19 protein-coding genes are annotated in these 19836 nt (G+C 72.7%); 6 read left to right on the top strand and 13 right to left on the bottom strand.

The window, feature by feature from the left end; translation table 11 throughout:
• Window positions 1-38: 38 nt before the first annotated feature.
• Window positions 39-353, bottom strand: a complete 315-nt coding sequence (locus ACSP50_RS13585) for a type II toxin-antitoxin system PemK/MazF family toxin (protein ID WP_014689831.1) — start codon at window positions 351-353, stop codon at window positions 39-41.
• A 202-nt stretch (window positions 354-555) separates the two neighbouring features.
• On the opposite strand from ACSP50_RS13585, the gene gndA reads away from it, so the two are divergent.
• The gene (gene gndA / locus ACSP50_RS13590; RefSeq protein ID WP_014689830.1) at window positions 556-1995 is read left to right on the top strand and encodes an NADP-dependent phosphogluconate dehydrogenase; all 1440 of its coding nucleotides are present in this window, start codon (window positions 556-558) and stop codon (window positions 1993-1995) included.
• Window positions 1996-2035: 40 nt separating this feature from the next.
• Here gndA and ACSP50_RS13595 read toward each other — a convergent pair whose 3' ends face one another.
• Window positions 2036-2503 (bottom strand): GNAT family N-acetyltransferase, encoded by a 468-nt coding sequence (locus ACSP50_RS13595; protein WP_014689829.1) that lies wholly within the window; start codon window positions 2501-2503, stop codon window positions 2036-2038.
• Window positions 2504-2577: 74 nt separating this feature from the next.
• Between ACSP50_RS13595 and ACSP50_RS13600 the strand changes: the two genes are divergently transcribed.
• Together ACSP50_RS13600 and ACSP50_RS13605 are read left to right on the top strand one after the other, a co-directional pair.
• Window positions 2578-2955, top strand: a complete 378-nt coding sequence (locus ACSP50_RS13600) for an NUDIX domain-containing protein (RefSeq protein ID WP_231956927.1) — start codon at window positions 2578-2580, stop codon at window positions 2953-2955.
• Window positions 2956-3177: 222 nt separating this feature from the next.
• Window positions 3178-6381 carry a BTAD domain-containing putative transcriptional regulator gene (locus ACSP50_RS13605; RefSeq protein WP_014689827.1) on the top strand — a complete coding sequence of 1068 codons (3204 nt, stop codon included), beginning with the start codon at window positions 3178-3180 and terminating at the stop codon, window positions 6379-6381.
• Between the two features lie 53 nt (window positions 6382-6434).
• On the opposite strand, the gene ACSP50_RS13610 is transcribed toward ACSP50_RS13605, so the two are convergent.
• Genes ACSP50_RS13610 through ACSP50_RS13640 form a run of 7 tightly spaced genes read right to left on the bottom strand, consistent with a single transcriptional unit; the run spans window position 6435 to window position 11758 of the window.
• On the bottom strand, window positions 6435-7187 hold the full coding sequence (locus ACSP50_RS13610) for an ABC transporter permease (protein ID WP_014689826.1): 753 nt from the start codon (window positions 7185-7187) through the stop codon (window positions 6435-6437).
• Window positions 7184-8116 (bottom strand): daunorubicin resistance protein DrrA family ABC transporter ATP-binding protein, encoded by a 933-nt coding sequence (locus ACSP50_RS13615; protein WP_014689825.1) that lies wholly within the window; start codon window positions 8114-8116, stop codon window positions 7184-7186. The genes ACSP50_RS13610 and ACSP50_RS13615 overlap by 4 nt, the downstream gene beginning before the upstream one ends.
• Before the next feature lie 36 nt (window positions 8117-8152).
• On the bottom strand, window positions 8153-8764 hold the full coding sequence (locus ACSP50_RS13620; RefSeq protein ID WP_014689824.1) for a 4Fe-4S single cluster domain-containing protein: 612 nt from the start codon (window positions 8762-8764) through the stop codon (window positions 8153-8155).
• On the bottom strand, window positions 8757-9545 hold the full coding sequence (locus ACSP50_RS13625) for a helix-hairpin-helix domain-containing protein (protein ID WP_014689823.1): 789 nt from the start codon (window positions 9543-9545) through the stop codon (window positions 8757-8759). The genes ACSP50_RS13620 and ACSP50_RS13625 overlap by 8 nt, the downstream gene beginning before the upstream one ends.
• Window positions 9526-9741, bottom strand: coding sequence for a DUF2997 domain-containing protein (locus tag ACSP50_RS13630; RefSeq protein WP_014689822.1), 216 nt, complete (start codon window positions 9739-9741; stop codon window positions 9526-9528). Before ACSP50_RS13630 ends, ACSP50_RS13625 begins: the two co-directional genes overlap by 20 nt.
• Window positions 9738-10181 carry a hypothetical protein gene (locus ACSP50_RS13635; protein ID WP_014689821.1) on the bottom strand — a complete coding sequence of 148 codons (444 nt, stop codon included), beginning with the start codon at window positions 10179-10181 and terminating at the stop codon, window positions 9738-9740. Before ACSP50_RS13635 ends, ACSP50_RS13630 begins: the two co-directional genes overlap by 4 nt.
• Window positions 10178-11758, bottom strand: a complete 1581-nt coding sequence (locus tag ACSP50_RS13640) for an AAA family ATPase (protein WP_014689820.1) — start codon at window positions 11756-11758, stop codon at window positions 10178-10180. Before ACSP50_RS13640 ends, ACSP50_RS13635 begins: the two co-directional genes overlap by 4 nt.
• A gap of 256 nt (window positions 11759-12014) precedes the next feature.
• Here ACSP50_RS13640 and ACSP50_RS13645 point away from each other — a divergent pair, with 256 nt between their 5' ends.
• Window positions 12015-13196 (top strand): hypothetical protein, encoded by a 1182-nt coding sequence (locus ACSP50_RS13645; protein WP_014689819.1) that lies wholly within the window; start codon window positions 12015-12017, stop codon window positions 13194-13196.
• 436 nt (window positions 13197-13632) lie between these two features.
• Here the strand turns inward: ACSP50_RS13645 and ACSP50_RS13650 are convergent, their stop codons facing one another.
• The gene (locus ACSP50_RS13650) at window positions 13633-14091 is read right to left on the bottom strand and encodes a group II truncated hemoglobin (RefSeq protein WP_014689818.1); all 459 of its coding nucleotides are present in this window, start codon (window positions 14089-14091) and stop codon (window positions 13633-13635) included.
• Between the two features lie 147 nt (window positions 14092-14238).
• On the opposite strand from ACSP50_RS13650, the gene ACSP50_RS13655 reads away from it, so the two are divergent.
• Window positions 14239-15507: an erythromycin esterase family protein gene (locus ACSP50_RS13655; protein WP_014689817.1), complete on the top strand. Its 1269-nt coding sequence runs from the start codon at window positions 14239-14241 to the stop codon at window positions 15505-15507.
• 204 nt (window positions 15508-15711) lie between these two features.
• Window positions 15712-16815: an alpha/beta fold hydrolase gene (locus ACSP50_RS13660; protein WP_014689816.1), complete on the top strand. Its 1104-nt coding sequence runs from the start codon at window positions 15712-15714 to the stop codon at window positions 16813-16815.
• 68 nt (window positions 16816-16883) lie between these two features.
• Here ACSP50_RS13660 and ACSP50_RS13665 read toward each other — a convergent pair whose 3' ends face one another.
• The 3 genes from ACSP50_RS13665 to ACSP50_RS13675 all read right to left on the bottom strand — a co-directional run bounded on the left by ACSP50_RS13665 (window position 16884) and on the right by ACSP50_RS13675 (window position 19775).
• A complete protein-coding gene (locus ACSP50_RS13665; protein ID WP_014689815.1) occupies window positions 16884-17909 on the bottom strand; it encodes an aldo/keto reductase family protein in 1026 nt (341 codons plus the stop codon).
• A gap of 91 nt (window positions 17910-18000) precedes the next feature.
• A complete protein-coding gene (locus ACSP50_RS13670) occupies window positions 18001-18414 on the bottom strand; it encodes a MarR family winged helix-turn-helix transcriptional regulator (protein WP_014689814.1) in 414 nt (137 codons plus the stop codon).
• Entirely contained in the window at window positions 18411-19775 is a 1365-nt protein-coding gene (locus tag ACSP50_RS13675) for an MFS transporter (protein ID WP_014689813.1), read from the bottom strand. The genes ACSP50_RS13670 and ACSP50_RS13675 overlap by 4 nt, the downstream gene beginning before the upstream one ends.
• Between the last annotated feature and the right edge of the window lie 61 nt (window positions 19776-19836).

Raw genomic sequence — 19836 nt, forward strand, 5'->3', positions numbered from 1 at the left:
CCACAGTCACCCGGTCAGGCGTAAGACTTTCGGCGGCGTCAGAGCTCGAACAAGTCCCGCATCGCCTCGGTCAGTCGGGCCATGCTGGCACCGGTGACCATGCCGATCCGTTCGGCGCCGACCGAGGCCGGCAGGCGGCGCATCCGGTTGATCACCACCACGCCGGTGATCGGGTCCTGCTCGGTGAGGGCGACGGCGAACGGGGGCAGCTCGGTCACACCGCGCTGACGCACGATCGGGGCGCAGTAGGGTGAGGCGTTGTCGCGTTCGTTGTAGCTGTCCGCGGAGAGGACGAGCACCCGATAGCGCAGATCGGAGCGGTCGCCGATGGTCCAGATCTCGCCCCGGCGCACGTCAGCACCGGCCGGATGACGGCTTGGTCCGGTTCGGCATGGCTGGAAGCGTACCGCCGCGCCGATCACCGCCGCGTCCACCCCGCCCGGCCCCGAACGGGTTGAGCTGTTCACCACGTGGACGTGATCGAACTTCCACCTGCCCGATCCCGTAGAAAAGAGCGCGGGGCCCGTGACGGGCCGGTTACGAGAGGACGTAGGGATGTCGCAGAAGGCGCAGATCGGAGTCACCGGCCTTGCGGTGATGGGCCGCAACCTGGCCCGCAACTTCGCCCGGCACGGGCACACCGTGGCGGTGCACAACCGGTCCTACAGCCGCACCAAGGAGCTGGTCGAGGAGTTCGGCCAGGAGGGCACGTTCCTCCCCGCGGAGACCGCCGAGCAGTTCGTGCAGAGCCTGGAGCGCCCCCGCCGGGTGGTCATCATGGTCAAGGCCGGGCCGGCCACCGACGCCGTGATCGACGAGTTCGCCCCGCTGCTCGAAGAGGGCGACATGCTGATCGACGCGGGCAACGCGCACTACGCCGACACCCGCCGCCGCGAGGCCGCGCTCAAGGCGCAGGGCCTGCACTTCGTCGGCATGGGCGTGTCCGGCGGCGAGGAGGGCGCGCTGCACGGCCCGAGCATCATGCCGGGTGGTCCGCGCGAGTCCTACGACGCGCTCGGCCCGCTGCTGGAGGACATCGCCGCCAAGGTCGACGGCGAGCCGTGCTGCACCCACGTCGGCCCGGACGGCGCCGGCCACTTCGTCAAGATGGTGCACAACGGCATCGAGTACGCCGACATGCAGCTCATCGCCGAGGCTTACGACCTGCTCCGCCAGGTCGGCGGCCTCAGCCCGCAGGAGATCGCCGAGGTCTTCGGGCAGTGGAACGAGGGCCGCCTCGGGTCGTACCTGATCGAGATCACCGCCGAGGTGCTCAAGCAGAACGACGCGGCCACCGGCCGGCCGTTCGTCGACATCGTGCTCGACCAGGCCGAGCAGAAGGGCACCGGCCGCTGGACCGTGCAGGCCGCCCTCGACCTGGGCGTGCCGGTCAGCGGCATCGCCGAGTCGGTGTTCGCCCGGGCGCTGTCCGGCGGCGCCGACGTCCGCAAGGCCGCCGCCGACGCCGGTCTGCCCGGCCCGGCCGCCGGCGCCGAGCACCCCGGCGGCGACCTGCGCGCCGACGTCGAGCAGGCGCTGTTCGCCTCCAAGATCGTCGCCTACGCCCAGGGCTTCCAGCAGATCCAGGCCGCCAGCAAGGAGTACGACTGGGCGATCGACCCGGGCGCGATGGCCAAGATCTGGCGGGCCGGCTGCATCATCCGGGCCAAGTTCCTCGACTTCATCAAGCAGGCGTACGACAAGAACCCGGAGCTCGCCACCCTGCTCGTCGACGACTACTTCCTGGACGCGGTCAGCGGCGCGCAGGACGCCTGGCGCCGGGTCGTCGCCACCGCCGCCCAGCAGGGCATCCCGGCCCCCGGCTTCTCCTCGGCGCTGGCGTACTACGACGGCCTGCGGGCCGAGCGCCTGCCGGCCGCGCTGATCCAGGGCCAGCGCGACTTCTTCGGCGCGCACACCTACCGCCGGGTCGACAAGGACGGCTCGTTCCACACGCTGTGGGCGACCGACGACCGTCCCGAGGTCGACGCCTGATCCACCCGGGCGGCCGGCGGCTCACGTCGCCGGCCGGCCGTCAGGCGTTCTCCTTCATCAGGTGAACCAGGGTCAGGCCGGGTCGGACCTGCTCCCGATGGGTTTCCTCGTACCGCGCGCGTTCGTACAGCCGGATGTTCGTCTCGCTCAGATGGCCGGTGAACAGCGCATACCATTCGGCCTGTCCGGCCGCCGCGCGCTCGATCGCGGTCAGCAGCCGGGTGCCCAGGCCACGGCCGCGCAGGTCGGGGGCGACGGTCAGCCGGCCGATCCGCAGCACCGTGCCGTCCAGGCGGCCGCGGACCGCGCCGACGATCCGGTGGCCCAGGGTGGCCTTCAGCGCCAGGCCGTCGGCGAGCTCGGCGGTCAGCTCGTCCAGGGTCTGGGTCAGGGCGGGCAGGTGCGGGTCGTCGTACAGCTGGGCCTCGGTGACGTAGGCCGCCAGCTGCAGGGTGAGGATCTCGCCGGCGTCGGCCGGTCCCGCCGGGCCGATGGGGATCTCGTCCATATCGGGCCATGATTCTAGAATCCGGCCGGTTTGACAGGATGTTCCGGGTGAAGCCTTCGGTCTCCTGTGTTTTCGTGTGCCACGACGGTGCCGGCCGGATCCTGCTGGCGCGGCGTTCCGCCCGGGCCCGCGACGAGCCCGGCACATGGGACTGCGGGGCCGGCGCGCTGGAGTTCGGCGAGACCTTCGAGGAGGCGGTCACCCGCGAGGTGATCGAGGAGTATGTCGCGCCGCCCGAGACCATCGAGCTGCTCGGGGTGCGCAACGTGCTGCGCGCCGATCCGCCGTCGCACTGGGTGGCGGTGATCTTCACAGTCAAGATCGATCCCAGGCGCGTACGCATCGGGGAGCCGCACAAATTCGACGACCTGGCCTGGGCGCCCCTGGACGCCCTGCCCGAGCCGCGCCATTCCCAGCTGGCCGCCACCCTCGCCCTGCTGCCCCGTGGATAGCGCTGCCACCACCGCCACACCCCCGGCGCTCCTGCGCTTCGGGCAGCGCTGTCGTGACCGCCGTGTTCCCCGCCGTTGCCGCCTTCGGCGTTCGACGACGCGGATGGGGCAGCCGCGCGTCGCGGGGCCTGCCGCCTCCCCGTCGGCGTCGTCGCTGCGATGGCCGGGGAGTGGCAACGGTGACTCTGGTCCTGCCGAGCCGATCGCGCGAGAGTGATAGCCGTGGAGCTGACCCTGCTGTCCCGGGTGGCCGCCCGCGGCGTCCCGATCAGCGGCGCCCGGCTGGCCGACCTGCTCGCCCTGCTCGCCGGTGACCTCGCCGGCGGCTGCGGCGCCGGCCGGCTGATCGGCGAGCTGTGGCCCGACGAGCAGCCCGAACATCCGTCGAAGGCGTTGCAGACCCTGGTCTCCCGGGCGCGCGCCCGGCTCGGCCCGGACGTCATCCGCGGCACCCCGACCGGCTACCGGCTCACCCTGACGCCGGAGCAGGTGGACGCGTCGGCGGTACTGCTGCGGGCCGCCGACGCCGAACGGCACGCCCGGGCCGGCGCACACGCCGCCGCGGTGGCCGCCGCGGACGCCGGCCTGGCGCTGTTCGGCGGTCCGGAGGCGGACGGTCCCCTCGGTGCCCTGCGCGCCGCCCGCGCGACGGTGCGGGAGACGCTGCTCCGGGCTCGGGCGCTGGCGCTTGGACGGCTCGGGCAGGGCTACGAGGAACTCGCCAGGATCGCCGTGGACCGGCCGCGCGACGAGGAGATACTCGTCGACCTGCTGCGGGTGGAGGCCGCGACGCAGGGGCCGGCCGCGGCACTGATCCGCTACGACACCTACCGTCGGCAACTGCGCGACGAACTCGGCACCGAGCCCGGCCCGGCGCTACGGGCCGCGCACCGGGAGCTGCTGCTCAGCGACGCCCCGGTGGTCCGCCAGGGCCTGCGCTTCGAGCCGAACGAGCTGCTCGGGCGCGAGGACGACATCGCGGCGGTCGGAGCACTGCTGCGTACCGCGAGGGTGGTCTCGATCGTCGGGGCCGGAGGCCTCGGAAAGACCCGCCTCGCGCAGGCGGTCGGCCGCCGTGCCGGCCACCGGATGATCTTCGTGGTCGAGCTGGCCGGCGTCACCCGCGACGCCGACGTACTCCCCGAGGTCGCCACCGCCCTCGGCGTCGCCGAAGCCCCCGACCCGGTCGCCGGCACGGCCCCCACCCTCGTCCCGGAGCGGGCCTCGCGCTCCGGTGCAGCCCCCGCCTTCGTCCCGGAGCAGGCCTTGCTGTCCGGCGTGGCCGGCGCGCTCACCCCCGGGCCGGCGCTGCTCGTGCTGGACAACTGCGAGCAGGTGCTCGACGGCGTTGCCGGCCTGGTCCAGGCGCTGATCGCGCGCAGCGGTGCGGTGACCGTGCTGACCACCAGCCGGGCCCCGCTCGGAATCTGGTCAGAATCGGTCTATCCGCTCGCCGAACTCGATCTCGACACCACCGTCGAGTTGTTCACCCAGCGTGCCCGCGCGGCTCGCCCGGCCGCTGACCTGCCGGCCGGCCCGGTCCGCGAGCTGTGCCGCCGGCTGGACGGGTTGCCCCTCGCCGTCGAGCTGGCCGCCGCCCGGATCCGGGTGATGTCCCCGGCCGAGATCGGCCACCGTCTGGACGACCGGTTCGCCCTGCTGCGCGACGGCAGCCGGGACGCCCCGGACCGGCACCGCACCCTGCACGCGGTGATCGACTGGAGCTGGCACCTGCTCGACGACGAGGGCCGCGCGGCGATGCGCGCCCTGTCGGTGTTCCCCGGCGGCTTCACCGCGGAGGCCGCCCGGCAGGTACTCGCCAGGCCCGTGTCCGGAAAGGACGCGGACACCGCCCGGCACGTGCTCGGCGAGGACGCGGGGGCTGTCCGGCACCTGCTCGGCGCTGACGCGGTGGCCCGGCTCGTCGAGCATTCGCTGGTCAAGGTGCAGGACAGTCCGGCCGGGACCCGGTTCGTGATGCTGGAGACGGTCCGCGAGTTCGCCTTCGCCCAGGCCGGGCCGGCCGACGAGGCGGCATTCCTGGCGTGGGCCCGCGACCTGGGCGTCCGCGACGAACCGGACCTCGCCGCGGCCCTGGTGGTCGGCGTCGACGGGTTCCGCGCCGACCATGACAACCTGGTGCGCGCCCACCGCAGCGCGCTGGCCGCCGGGGACGCCGCCACGGTGGCCTCGACCACGGCGCTGCTCGGCACGCTCTGGGTCACCGACTCCAACGTGAACCGGCTGATCGCGCTGGCCGCCGAGGCGCCCGGCGCGCTGGTCCGGTTCCGGCCCGACCCGGCCCAGGTGGAGACCGTCCGGACCGCCGCGGTGTGGTGCACGGCGATCGCCTTCCTGGTGTCCGGCTCGCCGTCGTTGCGCGCCCTGGCCGTGCTCCGCCGGCTGCCTTCGCCCGACCCGGCCACGCTGGCCGGCGCGGCCCAGACGGTGATCTGCGCCCCCGACCTCGCAGCGCTGGCGACGGGCGGAACCCCGGTAGAAGGGAGCAGCTGTTCGGTGGTCTCGGGGGCGGGCCGGGACGCGGGGAGCGGCGGTTCGGTGGCGGCCGGCGGGAGACCGCCGGCCGCGGGCGGGAGCCCGCTGGTCGCCGGGCTGGCCAACTACGCGCTCAGCTACGTCGCCGAGAACGCCAACGATCCGGTCGCCGCGGTCGCCGCGGCCCGCGCGATGTTGGTCTGTCTGCAGGGCGAGCATCCGTGGCTGCGGGCGGTGGCCCACGGGCGGATCGGTGAGCTGTGCCTGCGCACCGCGCCGGGGGAGGAGGCGTTCCGGCATCTCGACGCGGCACTGTCGATCATGGAGGAGCTGGGCGCCTCGGCGAGTGCGGCCCGGGCTCGCTGGGCGATCGTCCTGGCGGACCTGCAGCGTGGTGCTTTCGACCGGGCCGAGCAGGGACTGGAGGTGCTCAGCCGGGGCGTTCTCGACGAGGAGGCCGGCCGGATGCTGTTCGAACGCTGCACCCGCGCCGAGATCCTGCTCGGCCGCGGTGACGTGGACGGCGGCCTGGCCCTCTGGCGGGAGGCGGCCCGGGCATTGCGTCGTACCCCCGGGCTGTGGGCGAACGAGATGGTCGGGGTCGCGGTGCTGGTGCACTGCCGGCACGGCCGCCTCGACCTGGTCCAGGATCTCGCGGGGGAGTTGCCCGGGCGGCTGGCGGCGCTGCTGCCCGACGTGCCGGTGGTGTCGTTCCGGGTGTGCGGGGTGCTGCTGATGGCCCTGGCCGAGGTGCGTGCCGCCCGGGGGGAGCCGGACGACGGGCACCGCGACCTGGCCGAGCGTTTCGGCTTTTCGGGGACGTTCCAGGCAACCGTCGCGGTCGCCGGCGGCACCGGCCCCGACCTGGACCACGAGGCGGTGCGCGCCGCCGCGCTGGCCCTGCTGCGAATCCCTGCGGAGAAGCGATAGACGATGCCAGGCCGCTGGCGGGCGACGGCGCTGTCACCGGCGGCGGCGCCGGCTTATCGGGGGTCGCGGCGGAACAGCAGCCGCGCCCACAGGTAGCCGCCCGCCGCCAGCACCAGGCACCAGAGCACCGCCGACCGCCACGCATCCCCGACCGCACTGCCCAGCAGCAGCCCGCGCAGCGTGTCGATGATCGGTGTGAACGGTTCGTGCCCGGCGAACCACCGCACCGCCCCGTCCATCGCCTCCGGCCGGACGAACGCGCTGCTCAGGAACGGCAGCAGCTGCACCAGCAGGGTGAACGGCGCGATCCCCTCGGCGGTCCGGGCGGCCAGCCCGACCGCCACCGCGAGCCAGGTCAGTGCCACGGTCAGCAGGGCCAGCAGGCCGGCCGCGGCCAGCCACCGGGCCGGGTCCGGGTCGCCGCGGAAGCCGAGGGCCAGTGCCACCGCGACGACCAGTGTCGCGCTGGCCAGGGTGCGGATGCTCGAGCCGAGCACGTGCCCGGTCAGTACCGAGGCCCGGGAGATGGGCATGGTCCGGAACCGGTTGATGATCCCGGCGGTCATGTCCCGGTTCACCGCGAGCGCGGTGGTCGTCGCCCCGTAACCGACCGTCATCAGCAGAACGCCGGCCACCACGTACTGGATGTAGTCGTCTTCGGACATGCCGACGTTCAGCGAGCCGCCGAACACCCCGACGAACAGCAGCAGCAGGACCACCGGCAGGCCCACCGTCATGATGACCGCGCCCGGGTTGCGGGACGTGTGCTTCACGGTGCGTCGCAGCATGGTCATCGCGTCGCTCATCGTCCGGCCTCCTTCGGACCGGTCAGCGCCAGGAACACGTCTTCCAGGTCGGGGGAGTGCACGGAGAGCTCGTCCACCTCGATGCCGCCGCGGTCGAGGCGGTCGAGCAGCTCACGGACCGGGATCCGGCGCGGGATCCGCACCGCCAGCGCGTCGTCGTCCTCCCGGGACGCGTCCGGGAAGAGGTCCGCTGCGGCTTCCCGCGCCGCGGCATCCCGCAATCGCAGCCGTACGTGTCCTCCCGGCACGCCGCGTTTGAGTTCCGCCGGTGTTCCCGCCGCCACGATCCGCCCGCCGTCGAGGACCGCGATCCGGTCGGCGAGCTGATCCGCCTCGTCCAGGTACTGCGTGGTCAGGAAGATGGTCACCCCGCCGGCGAGGAGTTCCCGGACGATCTGCCACAGCATCCGCCGGCTGCGCGGGTCCAGCCCGGTGGTCGGCTCGTCCAGGAAGATCAGTCGCGGCCGTCCGATCAGTGTCATCGCCAGGTCGAGCCGCCGCCGCATCCCGCCCGAGTAGGTCGCCGCGGTCCGCCCGGCCGCGTCCTCCAGTTCGAATCGGTGGAGCAGCGCGTCCACCCGGTCCCGTCTACCGGCCCGGCCGAGGTGGTGCAGGTCGGCCATCAGTTCCAGGTTCTCCGCCCCGGTCAGCAGGTCGTCGACCGCGGAGAACTGCCCGGTCACCCCGATCGCGGCGCGCACCCCGGCCGGGTCCCGGGCCAGGTCGTGCCCGGCCACCGTGACCTCGCCGGCGTCGGCGCCGATCAGGGTGGACAGGATCCGGACCACCGTGGTCTTGCCCGCGCCGTTCGGCCCGAGCAGCGCGACCGTGGTCCCCTCGGCGACGTCCAGGTCGACGCCGTCGAGCACCACCGTGCCACCGAACGATTTGCGCAAGCCGCGCACCGTCACACCGTTGTTCTCGTCCATGGTGGCAGCGTGCGGGAGGCCGGCTTCACGGCGGTGTCACCGCGGCTTCAGGCGCCGGGTCTGCAGCCCGGCCAGCAGGGCGTCGAGGGTCTCGGTGTCGGCCCAGCCGTTGACGGCGATGTCACCGGTGCCGGAGACGGTCACTTCCAGCCGGTCCGGGGTCACGTCCACCGGAAGCCGATCGGTGAGATGCACGAACTGTTGATTGGTCGAGCCGGCCCAGGGGCGTACGCGGTCGATCAGATCCTGCCGGAACGGGCCGGCAACCAGCAGGTCGGTGGCGGCGAGCAGCCCGGCGACGCCCTGGTCCGCGCGGGAGCGCAGCTCCGCGTGGTCGTAACCGGTGAAGGTCATCACTGTGCGACCCGCGGCCCGCACCGTGGCGGCGACCGCGGCCAGCCCGGCGGCCTGGTCGAACGGTTCGCCGCCGAGCAGCGTCACCCCGTCGGTGCCGGTGGCCAGGATCCGGGCGGCCAGCTCAGCCGGCGGAACCGGTGTGCCGCCGCGGGGGGTGAACAGGTGCGGGTTGAAACAGCCGGGGCAACGGATCGAGCAGCCCTGCACCCAGACCGCGGTCCGCTCGCCCGGCCCCTCGGCGCGGGTGCGTTCCAGGAACCGGGCGACGACGACCGGCGGCGGCTCAGACATCCACCACGCGGCCGTACGGGCCGCTGGTCGTGTCGTCCGGCGGCGGCGGGGCCGCGCTGCAGGTGAGCCGGTCGCGGATGGCGACGAACTCGTGCGGGGCGAGGCCGGCCGCGGCGGCGAAGTCGTCGACGGTGAGGAAGCCGCGCCGCTGCTGCCGGGACTGCAGGACCTGGGCGATCCGGCCGGGGGTGAGGCCGGGCAGGGTGGCGAGCTGCTGCTCGGTGGCGGTGTTGACGTCCACCTGCGCCGGGGTGGACGGCTGGTGGACGGCCGGTTGCGGGACCGGCGCCGGCTGGTAGCCCGGGGCGGTGTTGTAGAACTGCTGTGGGGGTGCGACCACGCCCTGCAGGTACGGCGGCAGCGGCGCGAAGGACGTCGGCTGCTGGCCCACCCAGACCGCCCGCATCTGCGCCTGCCAGGCCTGATAACCGGCCAGCCAGCGCAGCCAGGCGCCGTTGATCAGGGCGGCGTGGAAGATGCTGACCAGCCAGGCGCCGAACAGGACGGCGTAGGAGAGGTTCTGCCGCAGCGAGTCGGTGGGCGCGGAGCCGCCGATGGTGAACCCGGCGATGGACAGCACGCTGTAGACGATCCCCGGAATCCACCAGGCGGGCCGGTGGGCGCGCAGGCCGACGTAGAGGAAACCGCCGCCGGACAGGCAGCCGAACCCGAGGATCGGGAAGAACAGCCACATGCTGTGCCCGATCCGCCAGCCGGCGCCCGGCCCGGCCGGCGGTGGGGGCTGGTAGGGGCCGGTCCCGTCAGGCGGGGTCCACGTCACGGTTCACCTGCTGTTCCTGCACATGCTGTGCCTGGCGCGTGTAGTCGGCGGTCCAGGCGCTGTGCCGCACCTTACCGCCGATCAGATCTTCGAGAACGGCAATGTAGTTCAGGCACTCCTCACCCAGGATGTCGAGGGTCTCCGCGCTCACCTGACCGTCGCCGCTGACCGTGACCACGATGCGGGGGCTGCTCATGCCGTCTCCACCTCGAAGACCAGGCGGACGCTCGCGTCGTCCTGCCGTGACTCGGACTCCAGCCGCAGCCCGGCGGCCGGCGCCTGTGCCCGGATCCGGTCCAGGACGGCCTGCTGCACCCGCCGTCCGTACGCCGCGTCGACCGCGGTGATCAACTCGACCGCCCGCTCCACGCCCACTCCGTCGGCGTGCGCCGACCAGATGCCGTCGGCGTCGCGTCCGAAGGTCAGGGCCTGGTCACCCCAGCGCGCGGTCAGCGCGGCCTCGCCGCCGGACACCACCGCGCCGGTGTCGCGCAGCGCGTCGGCCAGCAGGGTCACATCGCGCATCCGGGTGTTCACCTGGACCAGCGTCTGACCGTTCGACCGGCGTTCGGCGCGGGCCTGCACCGCGGCCGCCCCGGCCAGTGCCAGCGGCACCAGCAGTAGTGAAACGCTCACCGCACACTCCCCGTCTCGTTGCGGAAATCCCCATCGTCGGTGGCGGTCGCCGGGACCGCCCGGTTCCGGGCCCAGCCGCGCAACGCCGCGATCCGCTCGGCCTGCGTGACGCTGAGCGGGACGATGCTCATCACCGCCCGCACCAGGTCGTCGCGACGCAGCGGCCGGCGCTCGGAGAAGGCGTCGAACAGCCCGGCGATCACCGCCTGCTCGATCTCGGCGCCCGAGTACCCCTCGGTCAGCCCGGCCAGATCGGCCCGCAGATCCGGGTCGACCAGCAGGTCACCGGCCACCCGCGGGTGGCGCAGCGCCCGGGCCAGGTGCACCTGCCAGATCGCGGCCCGCTCGGCCCGGCTGGGCAGGTCGACGAAGAAGGCCTCGTCGAACCGGCCCTTGCGGAGCAGCTCCGGCGGCAGCCCCTCGAAGTCGTTGGCGGTGGCGACCACAAACACCGGCCGCCGTTTCTCCTGCATCCAGGTGAGGAACGTGCCGAACACCCGGGCGCCGGTCCCCGAGTCACCGACCGCACCGCCGGCGAACCCCTTCTCGATCTCGTCGATCCACAGCACGCACGGCGCCACCGCCTCGGCGACCCGCAGCGCCGAGCGCATGTTCTGCTCGCTGGAGCCGACCAGCCCGGCGAAGACCCGACCCACGTCCAGGCGCAGCAGTGGCAGGTTCCACGCGGTCGCCATCGCCTTGGCGGTCAGTGACTTGCCGCAGCCGGGGACGCCGGTGATCAGCACGCCGCGCGGCGCCGGCAGCCCCCACTCCGCGGCCTCGGGCAGCCACGAACCGTTCCGCTTGACCAGCCAGGCTTTCAGATTCCCCAGGCCGCCGACATCGTCCAGCACGATCTCGGTGGGAACAAAATCCAGAAAACCCGATTTTTGTACGGTCTGCTGCTTCTCGTCGTGCACGATCCGCACGTCTTCCAGGTCGAGCACGGCGTCGTTGGCGATCGCCCGGGCGAAGGCGTTCTCCGCCTCCTCCATGGTCAGCCCGGCCGCCGCGGCCACGAACCGCTCCCGCCCGGCGTCGTCGAGGTCGATCCGGATCCGCCCGGACGCGGCGTTCGCCCGGATCATCGCGTCCAGCAGCCCGTGCAGGTCAGGCGCCCCGGGGAGCGGAAACTCGACCAGGGTCACCGTTTTCCGCAGCTCGGCCGGGATGCTCAGCACCGGGGAGAGCAGCACCAGGGTGCGCGGCTGCGAGCCGGACCGGAACGCCTGCGCGGTGTCCCGGAGCAGCCGGATCAGCTCCATGTTCTGCGGATACTGCCCGTCGACGTGCGCGGGGTGCAGGTCGCGGAAGACGAAGACCCCCGGCTCGTCCACCCGCTGCACCGCCTGCAGGGCGCCGGCCGCCCCGTGCGTGCCGGAGCGCGGCTTGCCGTCCGGCGGGATGAGGCCACCGGTCAGCGTCCACGTCCACAGCCCCCGCGGCGTGCGCACCAGCACCTCGTCACCGGCGACCGCGGCGATCCGGTGCAGGGCGCGCTGCTCCTCGAACGTCTCCACGTAGAGCACCGGGAAACGGGCCTTGAGCAGCTGCGCCAAAGTCTCCGAAAAGGACATCCGGTGCCCCCCTCTCCCGGCCGGCGGATCCCGCCATCCTATGGCCCACCCCCAACCCGCCAGGACCGCCTCGTCCGGCCCCTCGCCTCGGCCGTCACCTTGCCGGCCGGTGTCCCGGCCGGCCGTGACGAGCGTTGCATCCGGCCAAGTCGATCTTGGGGCAGTGGACGGCGTTGGCTATCGTCACGCGCGCGGGCCGCAGCCCGCCGACACAACGGGGGTAACCGGCTTCATGAAACGTGCCTCGCGAGCGGCCTTGGCCTTGACCGCCGCCGCGGCCCTGCTCGCCGGATGCAGCACCGTGCACATGGCCCGCCCCCGCTCCCCGGAAGTGAAACTGCCCGCCAACGGCATCGCCGGCCTCGACGCGGACGCCATCCTGTCCGACGCCGAGGGAGCCCTGAAAGCGGCCGGCTCCTTCCGCCTGCGGGGCAGCACCGTCCCGGCCGGCACGCTGAGCCCACCCCGGCCCACCCAGACGCCGGGCGCCGCCACCACGCCACCGGCCGCCGGCACCCCGGCCGCCCCCGGCGCCTCCCTGTCACCCGGCGGTTCCGCCCCGGCGGGCGCCGCACCCGGCCTCCCGGCCTCCTCCGCCGGGCCGCGTGCCCACACCGCCCCGGGCAGATCCGCCACGACCGACGCGCACGGGAAGCCGGGCCACCACGCCCCACCGAGGCCGCGCACCACCCCCGGCGGACCCGCCACGCCCGGTTCGCCGGCGTCCCGCCGGGAATTCGCGGCGCCCGCCCCCTCGGCGCCCGCCTCCCCCGCGCCGGGAGCCTCCACGGCCGGGGAGGACACCCTCGACGACACCGGGGAGAACGGCGTCGGTGCCGTCCCGTCGTCCGGTCCCGGCCCGGGCGCCCGCGGTGGCGTCATCCCCCGTGGCGCCGTGCCACCCGGCGCGGGCAGCGGCGTCACGGCCGCTTCGGCCGGTCCGCGGTTCGCCCTCGACCTGCGCATCTCCGGCGACGACGTGATCGGCTCGGTCTGGCTGCCGCAGGCCAGCGGGCAACTGCTCACCGTGGGCGGCCACCACTACGTGCGTCCGGGTGCCGAGTTCTGGCGAGCGGTCGACCCCAAGGGCGTGGCCCGCAAACGCCTGGGTGACCGCTGGCTCCGCGCCGACGCCACCGACGTCGCCGGGATCAGCCACTTCTTCGACCCGGCCGTGCTGCTCCGCACCCTGCTCAAGCCCACGACCCCGTTGACGAAGACCGCCCCGCTCCAGATACACGGCATCCCGGCGATCGGCCTGACGTACGCCCCCGGTGTCACCCTCTACATCGCCACCGCCGGCCGCCCCTACCCCATCCAACTGGACTTCCCGGGCGCCGAGGGCCTCCGCTTCACCGAGTTCGGCGCCACGTTCGGCGGCATCAAGGTCCCCGACACCTCCCGCTGCGCCGACCTCGCCGCCCTCCAACTGCGCTGACCCCCGGACCGCCCGGCTCGATCACGCAGCCCATTTCCCGGGCGGCACCGGTACACGGTCGCGCTGACGTCGGCCGTCCCGGTCCGGCTCCCCCTTTCGTGGCTGATCGTCCGAGTGGAGTTCGGCCCGGTCTCCCGGGCCCGACCTCGGTCGTGCTCCCGGCTCGGATCCCCCGGGCGGGCGTGACCGGCCCGCCGTCCGGGCTGCGCTGGTCTCTCACGCGGCACGGCTCCGGCGCGCGGGTCGGGCGCGGGCGAATGGATGGTGGTGGGCGCGGGGCGGCGCTGGGTCAAGCGGTGGGGACGAAGGGGCGCATGAAGGTGCGGTCGTAGTGGAGGACGCAGGGGCCAACTACGTGCCAGCAGCCGCGGTAAGACGTAGGGCGCGAGCGTTGTCCGATGGCGTAGTGCACTACGCAGGTGATCACCGGCTCGGCCTAGGAGTCGCCGCCGGTGGGGCCGGACCAGGCCCAGTGCGGCATGGGCAGGGCGTCCGGGACGGTGGCCGAGGCCGGGAACACGGCGGCGACCTCGCGGGTGGCCGCCACCATGTAGTCGTGCAGGGCGCCGCGCAGCGCCGGGTCGTCGGGCAGGGTGTGCGCGACCGCCTCGTCGAAGACTTCCAGGAACCGGCCCGAGAACGGGTCCTCGTCGCACTGGTTGGCGTGGATCCGCAGCATGCCCGAGTGGCCGCCGTGCCGGCCGGAATAGGTGGGCGGCCCGCCGAACACCTCGCCCCAGTACGCGGCCAGGTGCTGGACGTGCTCCGGGTCGTCGAGGTGCGAGAACGGGTGCTCGAGGACCGGGTCGGCCAGGCAGCGCGCGTGGAAGTCGGTGGCGAGGGCGAGCATTCCCGCCGCCCCACCGGCGGCCTGGTAGAGCGTGGAGCGTCCCATCAGCCCATCTTCGGCCCGGAGCTGCCGGGTGGCCAGGTCCCCCCGCGAACACGGCACGTCGGGCCGGGCGCGGCCCGGTCACTGCCGTACCGCCATATCGGTAAAATCGGACGTATAGGGGTGGGTGGGCGGGGTAAGCGTCCGGGAATGATCCGGTACGGGGACGAGGTGGCGTCGATCGCGCGGGAGCTGCGGGACCCGGGTGATCTGGAGATTCTGCTCGATCGGGCGGAGTCGGCGCGGATCGTGATGATCGGTGAGGCGACCCACGGCACGCACGAGTTCTACGCCTGGCGTTCCGTTCTGACGCAGCGGTTGATCGAGGAACGCGGGTTTTCGTTCGTCGCCGTCGAGGGGGATTGGCCCGACGGAGAACGGGTCGACGCCGCGGTTCGTGGCGGCCCCGGCGCTCCCGATGATCCGCGGTCGGCGTTGATCCGCTACGACCGTTGGCCGACCTGGATGTGGGCCAATGAGGAATCGGTCGATTTCACGCGCTGGCTGCGCGGCCTGAACGCCGTCCGCCCGCCCGGCGAGCGCGTCGGTTTTCACGGTCTGGACGTCTATTCGCTGTGGGAGTCGATGCGGGAGATCCTCACCTGGGTGCGGGAGCACGACCCGGATCTGGTCCCGGTCGCGCTGGATGCCTACCGCTGTTTCGAGCCGTTCGACGAGGATCCGAACGCGTACGGCTGGGCCACCCAGTTCGTCGACGCGACCTGTGCGGAGGCGGTCGTCCGGATGCTCGCCGGCCTCCGCGGGCGGGATTTCGGGGTGTGGCAGAACGCGGCCGTGGTCGCCGGAGCGGAGAGTTACTACCGGAACATGGTGCGCGGCGGACCGGAGGCGTGGAACGGCCGCGACCGGCACATGGACGAGACGCTGGATCGCCTGCTCAACCACTATGGGCCGGGATCGAAGGCGGTGGTCTGGGCGCACAACACGCACGTCGGTGACGCCCGCGCCACCGACCAGGTGGACCACGGCGAGGTGACGCTGGGTCAGCTGGCCCGGGACCGGTTCGGCTGGGACGAGGTGCTGCTGGTCGGCATGGGCACGTATCGGGGGAGTGTGGTGGCCGGGCCGCAGTGGGGCGCGCCGATGGAGATGATGGGGGTGCCACCGGCCCGGGCCGGGTCGCTGGAGGAGATCCTGCACCTGACCGCGCCGGCCCGGGGCCTGTTCGTCTTCCCGGCCGGCTCGGACGGCCCGGACCTGCTCACCACGATCCTGCCGCACCGGGCGATCGGGGTGGTGTACCGGCCGGAGCGGGAGCGCTGGGCGAATTATGTGCCGACCGTGCTGGGCGATCGGTACGACGCGTTCCTCTGGTTCGACGAGTCGCACGGGCTGCGGCCGTTGCACACGCTGCGGGTGAACACGCACGAGCCGGAGACGTATCCGAGCGGTGTGTAATCGGTTTTGAAGAGCTGATTAATTCGATCTTTCTAATGACGTTCATCCATCAGCCTAGTGACGTGGGCGGACAACTGAAGGGTCAGACATCTCTAGCCGGGAATGCTCCTGCACCGTGCTGTGATCGGGATTACGCTGCGTTCTACCGATCATCCATATCGGATCGACAGGATCAGAAATGAAACAGAACGGAACGGGGTGTCCATGAAAAAGATCGTCCGCCTGCTCCTCGCCGCATTGCTGAGTGCGTGCGGGGTGACCGTCGTGGCGGCCGGACCGGCTGCCGCGACGCTGGCGTCCGGGTACGTGCTGAGCAGTTCGACCGCCACCCTTCCGGCCGAGCTGTCCGCCCTCGCGACCGGCAAGCGCGTGCAGTACCTGTCCACCTCGATCACCGGGAGCACGATCACCGCCACCGGGCTGATCCTCACCCCGAAGTCCGGTAGGAAGAACAGGGTCGTCGCCTGGGCGCACGGCACCACCGGGCTCGCCTACCAGTGCGCGCCGTCGACCAACCAGAGCGTGTTCTGGGAGGAGGCCCGGATCGCGGTCGCCGCCCTGCTCAACCGCGGCTTCACGGTCGCCGCCACGGACTATCCGGGGCTCGGCTCGGGTGGCCAGCACCCGTACCTGATCGGCGCCAGCGAGGCTCGCGCGATCATCGACAGCGTCAAGGCGGCCCGCAACCTCGACGCGTCGCTGAGCACCCAGTACGCGATCGACGGCCACTCGCAGGGTGGCCAGGGCGCGCTGTTCGCCAGCCAGATCGCCCCCGCGTACGACGGCAATCTGGTGTTGGAGGGCACCTCCAGCATCGCCCCGCTGTCGAACGCGGACACCATCGCCCCGTTCATCCCGGGCACGGCCGAGCAGGGTTACCTGGTGATGGCGCTGTACGGCCTGAACGCCGTCGACCCGAGTGTGCAGCCGCTGACCATCCTGGCCACCCCGGCCAAGGCCAAGGTGGGCGTCCTCTACTCGGGCTGTCTCAACGAGATCCTCGCCTCCTACCAGAGTCTGACCGCCGCCCAGCTCGTGAACAACGGCGTGGTGCCGGATTACGTGCTGACCAAACTCGCGCAGTACGACAACCCGGCGCAGTCCGCCCCGACCGCGCCGATCCTGGTGGTGCAGGGCACCGCGGACGAGGCCGTCCCCTACGACATCACGGCCGGCATGCTGATCCCGCAACTGCAGGCGTACAGCCAGCCGGTCCAGTTCGTGCCGATCCAGGACGCGACCCACGACACCGCGGTGATCCAGTCCGCGGACCTGGTCGCCGACTGGATCACCGCCCGTTTCTCCTGATCACCCCGTCGCCGCACCGGGTGACCCGGCCGACCCACGTCACCGATCGACCAGCCCACGGACCGCCGTCAGTCCGGCGGTGTGGCTGACCAGCCCGGCCGGACCGCCATCATCCTGGCGGTCTTGGCCGGGTCCCGGTCGACCAACTCGTCGAGCGCCTCGTCGATCCGCTTCAGCAGATCATCGCCGAGCGGCACGCCGGAGGCGGCCGCGTTCTCCGTGACCTGCTCCGGCCGGGACGCCCCGATGATCGCCGCGGTCACGGTCGGCCGGTGCAGCGTCCACGCCACGGCGAGCTGCGCCATCGACAGCCCGGCCTCCGCGGCGACCGGCCGCAGCGCCTGCACCCGCTCCAGCAGCCGGTCTCCGAGCACCCGGTTGATGAACCGGGGCGCCCGCCCGCCGGCCGCCGCCCGGGATCCCGGCGGCACCGGCTCGCCGGGACGGTACTTCCCGGTCAGCACCCCCTGGGCGAGCGGCTGGAAGACCACCTGCCCGATGCCGGCCGCGGCACAGACCGGCACCACCTCGGACTCGATCACCCGCCACAGCATGTTGTACTGCGGCTGGTTCGCCACGATCCGGGCCCGCAGCCCGGCACTCGCCGCGATCCCCTGCCGCAGCTGCTCGGCCGTCCATTCGGAGACACCGACATACCCGATCTTGCCCTGCCCGATCAGGGTGTCGAAGGCCTCGAACGTCTCGTCCAGCGGAGTGCCCGGATCGAACCGGTGCGCCTGATAGAGGTCGAGGTGGTCGGTGCCGAGCCGGCGCAGCGAGTCGTGGCAGCTCTGGATGATGTGCTTGCGGGACAGACCGCGGTCGTTGGCCCCGTCCCCGACCGGCAGGCACACCTTCGACGCGATCGTCACCGATTCGCGGGGCAGCCCCCGCAGCGCCCGGCCGAGCAGCGTCTCCGCGGCCCCCTGGGCATAGACGTCCGCGGTGTCGAACGTGTCGATCCCGGCGTCGAGCGCCGCCCGGACGCACGCCGTGGCCGCGGCCTCGTCGACCGTCTCCCCGTGGGTGAGCCAGTTGCCGAAGATGACCTCGCTGACGAACAGCCCGCTGGTCCCGAGTCGTCGATGCTCCACGTGCTCAACCTATCCCTCGATGGCGGGCTGTCGATGCCCCACAGTGCTCACCCCGGGCCGCGGGGGTGACCGGCGTGGCAGACGGCGGGTGTCATCCAGGTGTCGGTCCGAGCCGGCTCAGGACCCGGTCGAGGGCCGCCAGGTCCTCGGGCGGCAGGGCGAGCAACTCGGGTGGGGGAGTGCCCAGGATCCGGTTCGCCTCCCGGGCCGCGTCCCGGCCGGCCGGGGTGAGCGTGACCAGGCGGGACCGGCCGTCCGCCGGGTTCGGCTCGCGGGTCACCAGGCCGCGGGCCGCCAGGTCGCCGGTGATCACCGTGGCGTAGGGCGGGTCGCAGCCGAGCAGCCGGGCCGTCTCGCTGAGCGTGTGGGGACCTCCGGCGAGCAGGAGCAGAGCCTTCACGCGGACGAAACTCAATCCCAGCGCCGCGCTGACCTGGACCTTCGCGTCGTGCTGTTCGGTGACGAGCGCGCGCATCGCGCGCCAGGCGCGCTCGGCGGCGCTCATGCCGGGACGCTTTCCGCGGTACGCGTGTGGGTGCGCGCCCCGTCGCCCGTGCTGAGCCGGCCGAGCACCAGCACCGCCGCCCCGAGCCCGCACAGGATGGCAGCGCCGGCGTGCCGGTGCCCGGAGGCCAGCACCGCCCCGATCACCGCGACCCCGAGCGCGCTGCCCACCTGTCGGGACGTGGAGGCGATCGCCGCCGCCACGCCGGCCCGCTCGCGCGGCATGCCGGCGACCGCGGTGGTGGTGATCGGCGCGTTCACCATCCCGAAGCCGATCCCGAACAGCAGATAGCCGATCAGCAGCTGCCAGACCGGGGTGTCCGGTCGCGCCCAGGTCAGCGGGATCGGCCCGAGGGTCATCGCCGCCCCGGCGGCCAGCAGCGGCAGCCGGGTTCCCCGGCTCGCCACCAGCCGCCCGGCGAACGGCGAGACCAGCGCGGTGGCACCGGCCATCGGCAGCGTCCAGAGGCCGGCCTGCAGCGCCGACAGGCCCCGGGTCTCCTGCAGGTAGAGCGTGTTCAGGAAGAGGAATCCGCCCAGCCCGCCGAACGCGCAGATCGCGATCAGCACCGCCCCGGAGAACGGCGGGCTGCGGAACAGGCCGAGATCGATCAGCGGCTCGGCGCGACGCGGTTCCCACCACAGCAGTCCGAGCAGGGCGAGCAGCCCGGCCGTGAAACAGCCCAGGATCTCCGGCGACCACCAGCCGGCCCCCGGCCCCTCGATGATCGCGAAGGTGACCGTGGCCAGCAGCACCAGCACCAGGACCTGGCCGGCCGCGTCCAGCCGGCGGGGTATCGGGGCCCGGGACTCGGGCACGAACAGGGCGGTGAGGATCAGCGCCGCGACGCCGACCGGCACGTTGATCCAGAAGATCGACCGCCAGCCCAGCCCGTGCACCAGGAAACCGCCGACCAGCGGGCCGAGCGCCATGCCGAAGCCGACCACCGCGCCCCACACGCCGATCGCCCGGGCCCGCTCGCGCGGCTCGGTGAAGGTGTTCGTGATGATCGACATGGCGACCGGGTTGAGCATCGAGCCGCCGATCGCCTGCAGTACCCGGAAGGCGATCAGCGCCTCCAGATGCGGTGCGAGGCTGCACAGCAGGGAGGCGACGGTGAACAGGGCGAGACCGGTCTGGAAGACCCGGCGCCGGCCCACCCGGTCGGCGGTCGCGCCGGCCAGCACCACCAGGCTGGCCACCACCAGGGTGTACGCGTCGATGGTCCACTGCAGGCCGGAGACCGGGGCGTGCAGATCGTCGCGGATGGCCGGCAGGGCGATGTTCATGATGGTGACGTCCAGGCTGATGATCAGCAGGCTCATGCAGCAGATCGCCAGGATCAGGTAACGGCGGGGCACGTGTTAGTTGTACCCGTATAACTAAAGGATGGCGCGCGGGATGTTGGTCACATCGACACCG

The organism is Actinoplanes sp. SE50/110 (genome assembly GCF_900119315.1).
In the GTDB taxonomy this organism is placed as follows: Bacteria; Actinomycetota; Actinomycetes; order Mycobacteriales; family Micromonosporaceae; genus Actinoplanes.